Annotated in this window: 12 protein-coding genes; 4 read left to right on the forward strand and 8 right to left on the reverse strand. The window is 41.7% G+C overall.

Annotation, left to right across the window (positions count from 1 at the left end; translation table 11 throughout):
* Window positions 1-105 precede the first annotated feature (105 nt).
* The 3 genes from AHMF7605_RS16710 to AHMF7605_RS16720 all read left to right on the forward strand — a co-directional run bounded on the left by AHMF7605_RS16710 (window position 106) and on the right by AHMF7605_RS16720 (window position 2,937).
* Window positions 106-531: a hypothetical protein gene (locus AHMF7605_RS16710; protein WP_106931200.1), complete on the forward strand. Its 426-nt coding sequence runs from the start codon at window positions 106-108 to the stop codon at window positions 529-531.
* Window positions 532-544: 13 nt separating this feature from the next.
* Window positions 545-1,123 carry a D-sedoheptulose 7-phosphate isomerase gene (gene lpcA, locus AHMF7605_RS16715; RefSeq protein WP_394336235.1) on the forward strand — a complete coding sequence of 193 codons (579 nt, stop codon included), beginning with the start codon at window positions 545-547 and terminating at the stop codon, window positions 1,121-1,123.
* 275 nt (window positions 1,124-1,398) lie between these two features.
* Window positions 1,399-2,937, forward strand: coding sequence for a YifB family Mg chelatase-like AAA ATPase (locus AHMF7605_RS16720; protein WP_106931202.1), 1,539 nt, complete (start codon window positions 1,399-1,401; stop codon window positions 2,935-2,937).
* 155 nt (window positions 2,938-3,092) lie between these two features.
* Here the strand turns inward: AHMF7605_RS16720 and AHMF7605_RS16725 are convergent, their stop codons facing one another.
* Window positions 3,093-4,211 (reverse strand): acyloxyacyl hydrolase, encoded by a 1,119-nt coding sequence (locus AHMF7605_RS16725; protein WP_146153610.1) that lies wholly within the window; start codon window positions 4,209-4,211, stop codon window positions 3,093-3,095.
* A gap of 294 nt (window positions 4,212-4,505) precedes the next feature.
* Between AHMF7605_RS16725 and AHMF7605_RS16730 the strand changes: the two genes are divergently transcribed.
* Entirely contained in the window at window positions 4,506-5,171 is a 666-nt protein-coding gene (locus AHMF7605_RS16730; protein WP_106931204.1) for a porin family protein, read from the forward strand.
* A 145-nt stretch (window positions 5,172-5,316) separates the two neighbouring features.
* On the opposite strand, the gene AHMF7605_RS16735 is transcribed toward AHMF7605_RS16730, so the two are convergent.
* The 7 genes from AHMF7605_RS16735 to AHMF7605_RS16765 form a co-directional block, all read right to left on the reverse strand.
* Window positions 5,317-6,690, reverse strand: coding sequence for a dipeptidase (locus AHMF7605_RS16735; RefSeq protein WP_106931205.1), 1,374 nt, complete (start codon window positions 6,688-6,690; stop codon window positions 5,317-5,319).
* Between the two features lie 217 nt (window positions 6,691-6,907).
* Window positions 6,908-7,558, reverse strand: a complete 651-nt coding sequence (gene plsY, locus AHMF7605_RS16740; RefSeq protein ID WP_106931206.1) for a glycerol-3-phosphate 1-O-acyltransferase PlsY — start codon at window positions 7,556-7,558, stop codon at window positions 6,908-6,910.
* Window positions 7,559-7,858: 300 nt separating this feature from the next.
* Window positions 7,859-13,291: a hypothetical protein gene (locus tag AHMF7605_RS16745; protein WP_106931207.1), complete on the reverse strand. Its 5,433-nt coding sequence runs from the start codon at window positions 13,289-13,291 to the stop codon at window positions 7,859-7,861.
* A 16-nt stretch (window positions 13,292-13,307) separates the two neighbouring features.
* A complete protein-coding gene (prmA, locus tag AHMF7605_RS16750; RefSeq protein ID WP_106931208.1) occupies window positions 13,308-14,141 on the reverse strand; it encodes a 50S ribosomal protein L11 methyltransferase in 834 nt (277 codons plus the stop codon).
* 112 nt (window positions 14,142-14,253) lie between these two features.
* On the reverse strand, window positions 14,254-14,508 hold the full coding sequence (locus AHMF7605_RS16755; protein ID WP_233219163.1) for a DUF6150 family protein: 255 nt from the start codon (window positions 14,506-14,508) through the stop codon (window positions 14,254-14,256).
* Between the two features lie 238 nt (window positions 14,509-14,746).
* A complete protein-coding gene (gene tpiA / locus AHMF7605_RS16760; protein WP_106931209.1) occupies window positions 14,747-15,508 on the reverse strand; it encodes a triose-phosphate isomerase in 762 nt (253 codons plus the stop codon).
* A gap of 136 nt (window positions 15,509-15,644) precedes the next feature.
* A complete protein-coding gene (locus AHMF7605_RS16765) occupies window positions 15,645-16,337 on the reverse strand; it encodes a hypothetical protein (RefSeq protein ID WP_106931210.1) in 693 nt (230 codons plus the stop codon).
* Window positions 16,338-16,534 lie beyond the last annotated feature (197 nt).

Genomic DNA, 16,534 nt, shown 5'->3' on the forward strand with positions numbered 1-16,534 from the left:
ATTTAAGTTTAAAAAGTAAGGTTAAATCCTTAAAGTAGAAATTATTATCCCAAGCTGGACATTTACGTATTATAACTGAAGCGTCACGCATTAAGTAAAATTCTTATGGAAGCGATAAAGAAATTTGTAAACGTATTGGTTATACTGTACTTAGTAGCAGCTACCCTTATTTATCTGGATGTATTGAAGGTTGGTCAAGATGCTAACCCTAATTTTAATACTACTTTTTACGTGGTGGGTGGCGTTATTTTGCTACTCGAATTGCTCGTAGAAAATTTGTATATTGCTACCCTAAAACGCGGTCAGGTTCATACGCAACGCAAAATAAACGAATTAAAAGCCTTGCTCTACGACCAGAAACAAGAAATGCAGCAGTACCGAAGCAACCGCACTCCCGAGACTAATACTAGCACGTCTCCGTTAAATTCTTCCGCTCCTGTTTATGATCGCAACACTATTATTGTAAAACCTGGTTTTTCATCCGGTCAGGACCCCAATCGATCATCGCCTAAAAACTCTGACCCTATTTAATGGCATGTCTACTATTTCTGATACAATATTGGCCGAACTGAATGAGGCCCAAAATTTATTAAATTCTTTTATTGCTCTGCCAGAAACTACGGCAAAAATAGAGGCAGCGGCTCAGATCATGAGCCAGGCCATTAAAAATAAAGGCAAAATCTTATCCTGCGGTAATGGTGGATCTATGTGCGATGCCATGCACTTTGCCGAAGAATTATCGGGCCGGTACCGCCACGACCGGCAGGCCTTACCCGCTATTTCTATTTCAGATTCCAGTCACCTGAGTTGCGTGAGTAATGATTACGGTTACGATTCTGTTTTTTCGCGCTACCTGGAAGCTTTAGGAAACCCCGGCGATGTTTTACTCGCCATTAGTACTAGCGGTAATTCTGGCAACGTATTAAAAGCAGCTGAAACTGCGCGCGAAAAAGGATTAAAAGTAGTTAGCCTTACTGGTAAAGATGGTGGTAAACTCGCACCGCTTAGCGACGTAGAAATCCGGGTTCCCCATTTTGGCTACGCCGATCGCATCCAGGAAATTCACATTAAAGTTATTCATATCCTGATTTTACTGATTGAACAAAGCGTAATAGGTAAATAGCTTGTCTGTATCCTACCGAGTTAAAATTTATTAACGGTGCCTGTGCTGTAACGCGCATTCACCTTTTAGCACAGGCTTGCAATAAGTTTGTGCTTTTGCTTTTTAAAGGGTTCTTAATTAAGTAAGTGTACCAATAGCTTCAAGTAAAATTTAGCTTTAGCTATATTTAATTAAATACTTCTTCGGAAATCAAAATCCTGGAATTTATTTGCTGGCTTTCCTGTTCCGCTTCCAATTATACCTTATTCTCTATATTTTAATTTATACCCGATTTCATGCTCATAAAAACGTTTGGTAGTGCGGTACAAGGCGTAAATGCCTACACTATTACCATGGAAGTAAATGTTACTCCTGGCACCAAGTATTATATGGTTGGATTGCCCGATAATGCCATTAAAGAAAGTGAGCAACGCATTGAATCGGCCTTAAAGTTTAATGGCTACCGCATGCCCCGCCAGAAAGTGGTCATAAATATGGCTCCGGCAGGTATCCGAAAAGAAGGTTCCGCTTACGACTTACCCATTGCGCTGGGTATTCTGGCGGCCTCCGACCAAATGCGCGGCGAACGTTTAGGCGAGTACATTATTATGGGCGAGCTCTCGCTCGACGGTACTTTACGTCCGGTAAAAGGTATTCTGCCCATTGCTATTCAGGCCCGTAAGGAAGGTTTCAAAGGGTTTGTACTCCCAATTCAAAATGCTCAAGAAGCCGCTATTGTAAATAAATTAGATATTATCGGGGTTGAAAATATCAAACAGGCCATTGATTTTTTTGATGGTAAAGTAGATATTACTCCTTTGGTGATAGATACCCGCGATATTTTTCAAGCTACGGTTAACCAATACGAAGCAGATTTTGCGCATGTGCAAGGTCAGGAAAACATCAAAAGAGCGTTGGAAATTGCGGCGGCTGGTGGTCATAATGCCATTATGATCGGTCCTCCCGGAGCCGGTAAAACTATGTTGGCGAAACGTTTGCCTTCTATTTTACCGCCGCTTACCATGCACGAAGCTTTAGAAACCACCAAAATTCATTCGGTGGCTGGTAAATTGGGCGAATCGGCTTCTTTGCTATCTACGCGGCCATTTCGGGCACCGCATCATACCATTTCGGACGTAGCTTTAGTAGGTGGCGGTGGTGTGCCGCAGCCCGGCGAAATTTCTCTTTCGCACAACGGAGTACTTTTTATGGATGAATTGCCGGAGTTTAAACGCACTGTATTGGAAGTAATGCGCCAGCCCCTCGAAGAGCGACGTGTTTCTATCTCCCGGGCCAAAATGACCATTGATTTTCCGGCTAACTTTATGCTCATTGCCAGCATGAATCCGTGCCCGTGTGGCTACTACAATCATCCGGATAAGGATTGCGTGTGCGGACCAGGAGTGGTACAACGGTATTTGAACAAAGTAAGTGGCCCGCTCTTAGACCGGATTGATTTGCACGTAGAAGTAACTCCCGTAACCTTCGACCAGATGACTGAATCGCGCAAGGCGGAAAGCAGCGAAGCCATTCGGGAGCGGGTAGTAAAAGCTAGGCAAATTCAGGAGGAACGGTTTAAAGAATTTCCGAATATTCATTCTAACGCCATGATGCCTTCGCAAATGGTAAAAGAAATTTGCGAAATAAACGCCGGCGGCAAAGCTTTATTGAAAACTGCCATGGAACGCTTAGGTTTATCGGCGCGCGCTTACGATCGTATTCTAAAGGTAAGCCGTACCATTGCCGATTTGGCTGATTCCCCAGAGATCCGCATCGAACATTTAGCGGAAGCTATTCAATATCGCAGCCTCGATCGGGAAGGTTGGGCTGGATAGACGATAGTCGATGGTCGATAGTCTACAGACCACGGTTGATTGGAAACAACAATAGTATAAAGGATTATTTATAATTACTCCATAAATTTTATTAATTTACTGAAGTCTATGGCCCATTGACTATTCACCATAGTCTGTGGTCTGCCGACTATCGTCTATGGTCTATTTTTCCTCCAAAACCGAAATCCTAACCGGTATTCAATAATATCGGCTTTAATCAGATCGTGTAATTTTAAGCCAGCTGCCAGGTAAATATTTCGGGTAAGCGGATACCGTGTTTCCAGTCGCTGGTAAAACGGGGCATCTGATTTATACGGCCGGTAGGCATACCAGCCCACATACGTACCAAAGCCCAGTTTACCAAGGGCTAACTCATGGCCAAAGTTTAGCGCCACTCTTTTTATATCCGGCGAAGTACCTGGTTTTACCCGCGGGTCCCAATTCCGCCGTGGAAGGAGCGATGGATCATAAAACCCTTCCAACCCCACCAGTAAGGTGCTTTTCGGGTTTAACTGTTGCATAGCCGAAAGAGCTATCGACTTAACGGTGTAAGTAAGCGTATCAAAATCGTTACGCTGTTTTATGCCGGCGCTGCTGCTAATAGTAAAAGAAAGTTTATTTTCGGGAGGTGGCCACGCTTGTATTAATGGCTCAAAGGAACGATGGCTATAGTAGTTTAAGCCTAGGCTAAGCGTGCCAATATTTATTCCCAAATTAGGTTTCGCATTGCCTCCGTTTGAATAATGGTTAATTCCGGCTGCCAACACGAGCGAAAACTTCTGACTAAGCATTCGTTCGTACTCCGCTCTAAATTGAATAACTGCATTTAAGGGAGCACTAATAACATTATTGGTCGCATTTACTCGCCAGTCGAAATGGTTGCTAAAATACGCTAGCCCACTGCCTAATCGCACACTTAATTGATCCTGAACCCGATGGTAAACAAATTTATTAATGTAAATACTGGCTGCAACGGATTTACCTAAAATAGGCTCCTGGTAATCGAAGGCAATAAATGAAATGCCGATGCGGGGATACTTGTATAGCTGGTGCCAGAATTTAGTACCTGTAGTTTGGTATTGTAAATTTATTTCGACTCCATTGGGCTTTACGCCTTGTAAGTGCCTTATTTTTGGGCTATGTACCAGCACGGAGCCCGCTTGATAGGCTACTCCTATAATAAGTGGAGTACGTTCTTGCGCGTAAGCCGCCAGGCAGCTAAAATAACCTAAAACAATAAAATACCACCTAAATATTAGGCGCTTTTTACTCATCTCTATTTCTTGGCATAAAATTGGCAGCAAAATAGGGAAAATATCTCTCCTTTTTAATTACGCTTGCTGATTCAGCAAATTGTTCAGATACTTATTGTACTTAAGCGTAAATTGCTTAAGTACAAATTACGTAATTCCATCATAACCATTTTTTTACTAAAAAAACATTTTATTTAAATAAAATGCAACATTTTATTTAAATAACGTATACCTACCATAAAACATATTATGAGTTTAATACAATATTTATTTACAAGTAACACCAATTAACCGATTAACTTAAATTTTATTATTATGAAAAAGATTGCTTTTTTACTATTTACTGCACTTACTGTTTCTTTTGCTTCGCATGCCCAAATTGGAATTAAATTAGGAGCGAACTTATCTAACTTAGCGGGTGATTTAAAACACGAAGATTTAAATAAAAATAAGATTGGCTTCGTAGGCGGACTTAGCTATAATATTCCCTTGTCCGGCGATAATTTTATTTCCCTGCAGCCAGAGTTACTATACTCCATGAAAGGATATAAATATGCGGATATTACTGTAACCGAAATTGATCCGGTAACCAGCCAGAGTAACCAGGTTACTTACGAAGGCAAAGTAAATTATAGCTATTTAGACTTACCTATCTTATTAAAAGTAAATGCCGGTCCGATATTCTTTGAAGCTGGACCTCAATTATCTTATTTATTAGGTATTCAAGATAACACCGAAAAAACCATAAACGGCGTTGATTTTGAAAGCTATCAGAAAATTGATAAGGATAATTTAGCTGAACTAGAAATAGGTTATGCCGCAGGTGTAGGTTTTCAGGCACCCATGGGTATTACCGTTGGATTACGTTACAATGGCAGCATTAGTCATTTAGCTAAAAACGATAATGGCGACGAGTTAGCCAATGCCCGTAATTCTTTATACCAAGCAACTGTTGGTTTTAGATTGCCAACTGGTAAGTAATACTTTCTCTGATTTAGTATAAAAGAAGGCTGGTACATTTACCAGCCTTCTTTTTGTTTATTAAAAATATAAAGTTGACGCCAAGCTACTGTAAATAATTTTACTTCTTTTAACTTATTACAACTTAAAACTTGCTATTTACAACTCAACCTTTACTCATTGCGGCGTAATATTTATAAAAATACGGGATAGTTTCGATTCCTTTTAAAAAGTTAAAAATCCCGAAATGTTCGTTAGGCGAATGAATAGCATCGGAGTCAAGACCGAAACCCATTAGTACTGTATCTAAGCCTAGTTCTGTCTTAAACATGGCCACAATAGGAATACTGCCGCCGCTTCGGACGGGAACAGGCTTTTTACCAAAAGTTTGCTCAAAAGCTTTGCTGGCTGCCTGGTAGGCCACCGAGTTAGTAGGCGTTACTACCGGCTCACCCCCGTGGTGTGGTTTTACCGCTACCTTTACACTTTTAGGGGCAATTGAGGTAAAATGCTTTTGAAATTTCTCCGTTATTTCTTCAGAAGATTGGTTAGGCACCAGGCGCATTGAAATTTTTGCCGAAGCTTTGGAGGCTATAACTGTTTTAGCGCCCTCGCCGGTATAGCCGCCCCAAATACCATTTACGTCCAGCGTTGGTCGAATAGAATTCCGTTCCATAGTAGAGTAGCCCACTTCACCGTAAATATCTCCTAAATTTAGGGCAGCTTTGTATTCTTCTACATCAAAAGGCGCTTTAGCCATTTCCGTTCGCTCCTCAGTGGTTAATTCCTGTACATTGTCGTAAAAACCCGGAATGGTAACGCGGTTGTTTTCATCGTGCAACGAGGCTATCATTTTACATAAAATATTAATTGGGTTAGCCACCGCACCACCGTACAAACCAGAATGTAAATCGCGGCTAGGCCCTACAACTTCTACTTCCACGTAACTCATTCCGCGTAGTCCCGAAGTAATAGATGGAATGTCGTTGGCAATTATACCCGTGTCTGAAATTAAAATAACATCGGCCCGAAGGCGCTCTTTGTTCTGCTGCACAAAAGTATTCAGGTTATTGGAGCCTACTTCTTCTTCTCCTTCAATCATAAATTTAACGTTGCAAGGCAGTTGATTCTGCTGCATCATTATTTCGAAGGCTTTAAGGTGCATGTATAATTGACCTTTATCGTCGCAGGCGCCCCGGGCATAAATTTTATCGTCTTTTATAACCGGCTCAAATGGCGGCGAATTCCAGAGTTCGTAGGGGTCGGCGGGTTGAACATCGTAGTGCCCGTACATTAAAACAGTGGGCAAATCAGGATCAATAATTTTCTCGCCGTATACAATCGGGTAACCAGCGGTAGGGCAAATTTCTACTTTATCGGCACCGGCTTCACGTAGTTTTTGGGATAGAAAATCAGCCGCCCGTAGTACATCGCCGCGAAAGGCCGGATCAGCGCTTACCGAAGGAATGCGGAGTAAATCTATTAATTCGGAAATAAAACGATTCTTGTTAGCTTCAATATAAGCAGCAGTAGAATTCATAAGTTATAAAGTGAGGCGCTTTAAAAATTACTTTAAAATTAGAGTTATAAATATCGGTATAAGCAAGTCGATAAAGTGCTTTTTAATAGATTATGGATTTACGTTATCTTTTCTCTATTACCAACTAAAAAGAAACAGCTGTTAAAAGTCTAAAAATTAAATTATGGCGGCTGATAGATATTAATCTTAAAATTCCAGGTTTTCTAAAAATCTTAAATCAGGAACGTTTGCCAAAGAGAGAGATAGGCACTTTGCTTTCAACACCGTTTACCAGGCGGTTAATGTTTTTACGGTGCGTGTATACGACCAAACCGGCTAGTAAAAAAGCAAAAATGGTTAGAACCGGTTTGTCCGGGTGAAATTCGGGAATTAAAAGTAATAACAATGGAAAAGCCAAAGCCCCAATCATAGAACCCAGCGACACGTATTTAAAAAGCAACAGCACCACCACGAATATCCCAATACAAATAAGCGCGGCCTGCGGCTGAATAGCCAGCACCATTCCTAACAAAGTGGCCACACCCTTACCGCCTTTAAAACCAACGTATACGGGGAATACGTGCCCAACTACCGCTAAAATACCCAAAGCCAATTGGTAATAAATAAGGTTATCCGGCGAAATGGCGTGAATCTGTACCAATATGTGCGCCAATGAGGTAGCTGCCCAGCCCTTTAGTACATCGAACAGCAGCACAAATGTACCTGGCTTTTTACCCAGCACCCGAAAAGTATTAGTAGCACCCCCATTTTTACTGCCGTATTCGCGGACATCTATTCCGTAAAAGCGCTTACTTACCCATACAGCAGTGGCAATAGAACCTATTAAGTAAGCGGCGAGCAAAATCCCAATTATATAAAGTATTTCCATAGTTTATGAAAGAAGCATTTAATTCCTTTTACGGTAACCAGTTTCCGGAAGCTAATAAAAGACTAAAAACCAGTAGCAGTTTGATAAAATTTTAGCTTCAAGTTAGTGATTATCCTACATGACTAGCAAAATTTTTAAGTTCTATTAAACGAATAACAGGTATTTACAATTGTTCGAGAGAGTTCAAGAATCTATATTACTAATCCTTTTAGATAGATGATTGCCTTGTTAAATAACAAATTAAATAAAAAAGGCAGTAAGTTTACTGCCTTTTTTATTCTGCCATAAATAGTTAGCTCGTTATTCAATATCAGGTAAAGCATCATTTTCCGTACTTTTTGCTTTTTTCTTTTTCTTAGGTTTCTCTTCCGGAGCTTCCGCCGGTAAATCGGATTCCTCTTTAGCCGGAGCTACCTTTTCTTTTTCTTTGGTATTCTTTTTAGCTGGTTTTTCTTCGGCCGGAGCGGCTTCTATATCCGTGTTGGGTTCATCAGCTGGTTCAGCGGCTGCTTTTTTACCTTTGCGGCCTTTTTTAGGAGCGGCTTCCCCTTGCTCCATAAAATCATCCGCTGGAACTCCTCCTGGAGCTACTTCATCGGCAGCTATTGGCGGTAAACCCAAGTAGTTTTTCCGGAAATAGTTAACAAACTCGGTTTTCTCCATGCCTTCGCCAGCAGCTAAACTACCCGAACTTTTGGAAGATATAATGCCATTTACTTTATCATCCGCCGAAGCGATTGTTAGCATATTATCCGCGTAACTGATGTAATACCACAACGATGGAATTGGCTCCAGGTAAATGGTTACAATATCGCTTTCAGGTCCGCGTTTGATTTCGATATAACCCGGTATTTGCGCATTAACATCTTTTTTTAGAATGTTGGATAATGCTAATTTTCCTTTACTGTACCAGGCTTGGGTAGTGTCCGACCAATGTAATTGTACATTATTGAATACCAGGCTGTGTACCAGTTTCGGCGAAATAGACGGTAGCGGCACGTGACCCGATGCGGTTTTAGCAATATAATCCTGTACACCTTTGTTGCCAATAAACTCCGCCAATTTAAAATGCAGGTCAGCGCTACCGGCATCTACTGCTTCGGGAGCGCCGCCATTATTATCCGTTATAGCGGTAGCCATTGTGGCTAACGCCGACTCGGGCATTGCTACATCAAACGCCATAAAAGCATCAAAATGGTATTGGTTCTGATTTGTTTTGGCTTTGATATTTCCGGAAGTTGTTAAGCCCAGCGTTTTAGTAGATTGAATTAAATTAAATTTACCTTCGTACCGGGCTTCGGAAGTAGCATCGTTAAAAGTCATCAGGTTGCCTTCGTAAGCCTCGGCATTGGCCTGCTTGGCTTTGCCCAATTTATACTGATGGTTAGCTTTATCAAACGATAGCACGCCATCAATGGTAAATACGTCCAAATCCGCCTCATCTACTTTTTTTGAACCAAAAGTAGGGTACAGCTTACCGGAAGTGCTGGAAATATGTAACCCAGTAATGGTTGCTCCTTCTTCGTTGCCTTTACTGTTATCAATATTTATTTTAACTTCTTTTGGATTTACGTTTGAAGCAATATAAGGCATCCATTCCGAAGCTCCGGCTTCTTTCGCAAAACCCAACTTAATAAACCCGTTAAAATCAAGGTGCTCTTTATTCGAGTTCATGGTAGCGTTACCTTTAAACTGTACGTTTGGCGCCAGAAAGAATTGGTCCGATTCCTCAATAGTTGCTACTGCCGAGGTATACGGGCTGGTATCAAAAGTTGGAGCCTTTCGTTTTTTTCTGCTGGATACTCTTACTGGTTCAGCACTTGCCAGTAAATTACTGGAACTGCTATCGGCTGAAGCAGTTACTATTTCTTTTTGGGCATGTTTTTCGGCTTTTACTTGTTTGCGCGATTTTTTAGGTGCGGCTTGGGCAATAGCTTCTTTAGTTGGTTCAGTAGCTAAAGAATCTGTGAGTGCTAGTTTTGTTTCCGTTGATGGTGTGCTTGCTTTTTTAGTTTTACTTAAACCTATTTTTTGCAGCAAACTCTTTTTAACCACCGGTGCTGGTACTTTTGGATTTTCGGCTGCATTTGCCGCCGCAATTAACTCAGAAGCCGAGTATTTTCGGGGCTGTACTTCCGGTTTTACTTCTTCGGCTTTCATGTGATGCATGGCAAAGTTCCCGAATTGAAGTTTAAAGGTTTGGGCGTCAGCATTAGCATAATCAAAGAAAGCTTTCCCCCGGTACTCTGTCCGGGAAATTACATCAATCTCTCCCTGATAAAGTTTGTGGTATTTATTTACCGTATCAATAACAGTAGCGTGTTTAAAAGGCCTTAAGTCAGATTTCTCATTAACAAACACCTGACCGCTATCTGGCACAATGTGCGCATCGGCCGAGGCAATGTACGGTACGCCGCCAATTTCCAGGGTTTGTTTGGCAATGTCGTAAGTACCCGAAGAAGCACTGAATTTAAGATTACCGTGGTCGGGGTTGGTGGAAACAAAATAAGCTTTGTCGGCAGTGGCCCCTTTCGGTTGGTTTAAGGTTACTATTTTTTTCTTAAAATCGTATTTACCCCCGCTCAACGACGTTTTAAATTGCGCAAACGGGAAGGCTGTACTGGCAAAGCCGGCTTTTTCCGGGGAGAAAGTAGCGTATAAATCATTTAAGTCAAACTCCAGTTTTACATCCGTAGCCCGAACTACTGGTTTATTCGGAGTTTTTGATTTTGCTTCGAAAGTGGCATGTTTACCGGTAAACCTGGTTTTACTAAAATTTAATACTGGCGAGCTGATGATGGCATCGGTACTTTGTAATTCACCATCGCCGGCAAACCCTTTAGGCGTAACAATAACAATGCCCTGGTACTTAAACTTGTTGCCGTACATGGCAATAGGTTCGGTAGTGGTACTGATATTCATGGTATCACGTTTAGGTAACCATTCCAGGGCGTATTGTTTAAAATCGGCTTGCATAAAATAAGCATCTCCCATATTGCCTTCGGCCACCGTTGCCTTAGTACCTAGCGTTAAAGTTTTGTCCTGGTAAAAAGTAAAAGCATTCGATTGCAGTGTGGTGGTTAAATATTTTAACTCGCCGCTGCCCTGCAAACCTTTAAAGCTCATCGTTAACTTATTATAAAATTTGCCTTTACCGCCGTAGGCTTCGAACCCGTTTTTAGGAATCTGGTACTCAAACCCCAGTGATTGATCGGGCATAATGCCGAGGGTGGTATTAAAATCCGGGAAAATGCCCCCGGAATGGAAACGGCCTTTAAAACTTACAGTATTGGGCTTGGAACTGTTCAGACTATCCATTTTAAAAGGCGGAATAGCAAAATAAACCGTGGTATCGTACACTCCTCCCAAGATTTCCGGCTTATCAAAATAAACATACGACGGCGACAAAGCATTGAAGGAAGGATAGCCGGGCGTTTTCTTTTTGCCCGATTTATTATCGGGTCGGTTCAGGTATAATTTTCCGCTTGATTTATTAGAATGATTCGCCAGATATTGTTCCCGCACTTTGTCATCGCCTTTCATGCTTTTTACTTTCCCGCGCGTAGCAAAAGCAATGGTATCAATCTTGGCCATATCCACCAGAAAATCCTTGTAATCAAAGGTGAATTGTTTCCCGACGAAACGGAAATAAGAAGCGTATACTTTGCCGTTAAACAAAATATTCCGGTTTTGTAGAATCCGCACCTGGTTACTATCCGGCACGGCATACACAGCTCCTGAGTCGCCGGTAAAGTAAAATTTCTCGACGCCACGCACGAGCAGTTCATTTTTGTTTAAATCAATGGTCGCGTTTTTGCCGCTAGGTGCCAACGAACTTAACGTAATATAATCGTAATCTTTCTTTTCGCGCGAGGAGCTTACATAATGCCAGGCTTTAGGCTTTATGGTTACTAAGCCAGTGCCGCCATTATAATCGATAAAACCTTGCTTCTGAAGCGTACTCATAGCCCCCCGAATGATTGGTTCCTTAATTTGCACATCGCGGGCCAGATCCGAGGTGTAAAACTGATTTGTTTTTTGCCGGGCGGCAAAACTTACGGCTACTTTTAAGGGGTGAAAATCAGCGGTACCCTGGATAGCCAGCCATCTATCCAAAGTAAAATACTCTTTAGAATCGAAGCGGGCGGGTACTTGATTTTTGGCGTTAATAATGGAGAAATTTATCTGCGATTTGGTTATATTCCAGGTCAGCATTTCCGCCGATATCTCCATCTGGTGATAAGAATCAAAGAACAAAGATTTTTTAAAACTGCCCGCATCGCTGATGAGCGTTAATAAGTGCCTGGGTTTAGAATACTTGAGGCGCATAGCGGGGTGGCTAATTGAATCTTTACCCCGATACAATACCACCGAGGCAACCTCGGCGGAAATTAGAGAATCGGAAAGCGCATAACTGGCCGCTGAGGCTTTAAAACGAGGTTTACCTTCGTATTCTACTATAATATTCGATAAACTTTTATCCAACGCACCCGTCATTATTTTTTTGCCCGCCATGGAAATGCCACCCACATAGGTAATGCCCTGCCCAATACTTTTTAAGCGGGCATTATTGGTGTAGGAAATAAATTTTGGATAGCTGCTTTCCCCACCTTTAGCGGCTTTAACGCTGCGGTATTCCCATACTCCTTCCACTGGTTTTTCGAGTACGGTTGGGTGGGTAAGCGTTACTTTTTCGGCTTTCAGCCCCGGTTTGGTAATATCAAAATGGAAGCCACTGAAAGTTGCGGTAGCAGTATTGCCACCTTCGTTCCACTCGTAACGGCCTTTTGAACCTACTAAAGTTTGGCGGGTAAGCAAGATGGCGCCACTAACCTCTTTTAACAGCAGCGAATCGTGGGGAGTTGAAAATTTTAAATCGGCGTTTTGCAAAACCAGCACGGCCCCGGTAACCGGAACAGTATAGGCTGGCTCCATTACGGCTGGTTTTTGTTTGGCTGGTTCTTCTGTTTTCTTAGCTACGGAAGCTTTTTTTACAAATGTTTTAGCGCCACCTTTTGTAGGGACAGTTGCTTTTTTGGCCGGTGCTTTTTTAACTGGTTTTGAGGCTTTACTCCAGAAATCATCTTCAGCGCTTGTAGAAGCCGGAATAGAAGTGGGTGTTTCTGGAATGGGCGGTAAATCATTGGCTACTACTGGGGCAGCCGTAACAGGCATAATATCGGGCAAAGCGGCCTGAATTTCTTTCTGAGACACTTGGGCACCCGGACGGTATTCAAAGGAAAAAGAACCAGTTTGGGCCTGCAGTTTATTATAACCTGATTTATAAATTAATTTGTTATTTAGGAACGAATAAGAAGTAACCAGAAAGTTCTCAAAGCCTTTTACATCGTCTTTATCCAACGACTCGCCGGTAACATTCAGAAATTCGTCGAGTTTGCTCCCGCTTAGTTTTTGTACGTTTATGCCACTTACCAGCGCCCCAAAAAAGTTTTCAAAATAAGGCCGAGCCTTCATTTTTTTTAACTGCATTTTCTGAGCAATATCCATTACCTTGGCTTGCTGCGTACTGGTAAGCGCATTCGCCGACCATACCTGCTCTAACTGAGTGGCGACTTTAATGGCGTTTTCATTGCGCGTAGGCGCCATTAAGGCTTTTACCTGCGGTATAAACTGGGCCGGGTCCTGAAAAGATTTAGCTGTCTGTGTTTGGGCCAGTACTGACCCGCTGGCAGCAAGCATTAAAAAATTGAGAAATAGTAAAAAATGTTTCATACAATCAATAAGTTGGTCAGGGCTGTTTGGTAAATACCGCCGATACCCAGTTGTTTTTAGTGCGAATAGAAGTAAAAGTTAAATCAGAATGTAAAGCCTTTTCTTTAATTAAGTCCAGGTCTTCGGTGTAAAACCCACTTACTACTAAAGCTCCTCCAGGAAGTATTTTAGTCGCATAAGCAGGAATATCATCGAGCAAAACGTTACGGTTTATATTAGCTAAAACAATATTATAAGGCACATCGGCCGCAATTTGTTGCACATCGCCTAATCGCACTTCTATAGCGGTACATTCATTAACCGCGGCATTCTCGCGGGCGTTTTCTACGGTCCAGTCTTCAATATCAACAGCTACAATATTGGCTGCTCCTAATTTACAAGCCATAATGGCCAGAATACCCGTGCCACAACCCATATCCAATACTCTTTTGTTTTGGTGATCAATGGTAAGTTGGTTTTCGATCATGAGGGTAGTGGTTTCGTGGTGACCGGTACCAAACGACATTTTGGGATTAATAATAATATCGTATTGTACCTGCTCCGGCTTAGGATGAAAAGAGGCGCGCACCGAACATACATTGCCAATAAGTAAAGGTTCAAAGTTTTTTTCCCACTCTTCGTTCCAGTTTTGTTTTTCAATTTTCTGGGTATTATAGGCAATGCGGCCATTTTGGTTATAGCGCTCCAATACGGCAACTACGTCGTCCTCCGAAAAAATATCTTCGGTAGTGTAAGCATCTAGTCCCTCGTCGGTTTCCATGAAGGTATCGTAGCCATACTGACTTAATTCGGCGGTAAGAATGTCTACTAATTCGGGCGGAGCGGTAATGGAAACTTGTATAAAATCCATGAGAAGAAGGTTAGGCGCAATATTTTAAGTTGTAGATAATGAACTGGTAACTGTTGATCCTAAAATCTTAAAACGCGTATTTTAGGCAAACTAAGATATGGATGGGCGTATTTTATTCCCGGCAACCGGCAAAGGAACGCGACTTAGTGTAAAAAACCGAGAAATCAGCGAAAGCCCGGTTGGTGGTTACAAATAAAACATGGTCGGCAAAATCGTGTGCCGGAGCGGGATACCACAAACCGGGCTTATCGGCAAATAGCTTATTTTCTTCTTTAAAAACTACCAGGTTAGCAAAAGCTTCTTCCGTTTCCAGGTAAACCACATAATGAGCCAGGCTTTTATATTTTGGATCAGATGTTAGAAACACGGAGCCATAGATGCGGCAAAAATCCGGTTCCCTATTTAATTCCGTAGTATTTTCTTTAGGAATATATCTAGATGAAACTGCTACGGAAGGAGGTAATACCAAAAACAAAATGGACAACAATAAACTCACCAACATAGCTCTAAATTAGAAAGAAGTACCCTTTAAACCAAAAAAAATACCCGGACGTTCATGCCCGGGCGCTAGTATTGCCAAAAATATACCAATTGTATTATTTGTATCAGAAGGATTTTACGATATCGGTAAAATCGCGGGATTTTAAAGAAGCTCCGCCAATTAAACCACCGTCTACATCTAGTTGCGAAAATAACTCACGGGCATTACTTGGGTTAGCGCTGCCGCCGTACAAAATGGTAGTATCCAGCGCGGCCTGCGCATCGTAATGGCGGGCAATTTGTTCCCGGATAAAAGCATGTACTTCCTGAGCCTGCGCACTGGTGGCGGTTCTGCCGGTACCAATCGCCCAAACTGGTTCGTACGCAATGACAACATTTGCAAATTCTTCGTTACTTAAATGAAAAAGGCCTTCTTTTAGTTGCGTTTGAATAATTTGAAAAGTTAAATCCTGCTCCCGTTGTTCTAACGATTCGCCGACGCAAAAAATAGGTTTAAGGCCTTGTTTTAAAGCAGTTTTAACTTTGGCTTCTAATAATTGGTTATCTTCCAGAAAATACTGGCGGCGCTCGCTATGGCCCAGAATAACGTATTCCACTCCCACTGATTTCAGCATAGCCGCCGATACTTCACCGGTATAAGCGCCGCTTTCGTTTTGATGACAATTTTGGGCCCCCAGTTTTACTTTGTCGTTGCCTGCCAGAGCTTTCCCGATACCAGCCAAAAAAGGAAATGGTGGACAAACTACTACGATTGCATCATTATTTACTTCGTCTTGCACCATATTGGTGATTTCGGATACCAGCGATAGACCTTCGTCGTAGGTCTTGTTCATTTTCCAGTTACCAGCCACTATTTTCTTTCTCATGTCTTGGTTTCGTTGTTAGTTGCTCGTTATAAGTTGTTCGATTCGCGCGTAAGATTACGGATTTTACGGGAAATTTCTAAAACTAGCAGCCCGATTCTCTAAACAGCTGCGAAAAAATATGGCTCGGAGGCCTGCTTTAGATAAGGATGAATCCAACTTTAAAACCTAATCCTAAATGTATCCGGCTAAAGGTACCTTCCCGCTTATCTACCGGCTCAATATAAAAATCAACGGGCGGGTCGTACTCGCGCAATTCTGCCTTAAAGGTATGATGGTCTATTTTAATCCGCCGCAAGCCGGGCCCGACAAAAACATCCAGCAATAATCTACGGAGAACCGTATATTCTAAACCTACTTTTAAACAAACTCCCTGCATTTTCCGGGTTACATCCGAGTATTCATAATGATAGGCATCTTCGTCTTTTAAGAGCCAATCATCCTTTTTCCGGTATTTTTCCGGACCAAAAAAGATTTCGCTGCTAAAATAAGGTCTGGATTTTTCGTTGGCTTTAACCCAAGCGGGCGGCATAAAATACTTTACTTCGGCTCTGATTCTATGGTACTCGTGCTGCTCCGATTGAAGATCCGGGTTGGTATAAATTTGCTCAGCCAGCTTTTTATAGGGCAAACCATAATCCACGGAAAAGCCCAGCCGGTTTTTAATATTTGCTTGTACGCCTAACTGGATGGTAGCCGCTCTTGGGTCTAGTAAACTCAAGGGGGAAACCCGAAATTGGAAACCAATATTTTTTTGCTCCTGGGCCGCAGTTAAACGGCAAAGCAGCATTAAAAGAAAAGAAAAATAGCTTACAAGATATATTTTTTTCATTGTCAAAGGCTTAGGAACAAACCTAAATTCTTAACTTCAGTAAAAAGAGATTTGATTAAAATTTAATCATCTGAATCAGTATCTTCCTATAAAAATTGCTTTTGATCCAACTTCCAGTTTTATCGACCATTATTTTCTTTCTCATACTTTACTGAAGTTGTTAGATACTTATTATCAATAGTTTTGTGAATCAGTTT

Source organism: Adhaeribacter arboris, assembly GCF_003023845.1.
Lineage (GTDB): Bacteria > Bacteroidota > Bacteroidia > Cytophagales > Hymenobacteraceae > Adhaeribacter > Adhaeribacter arboris.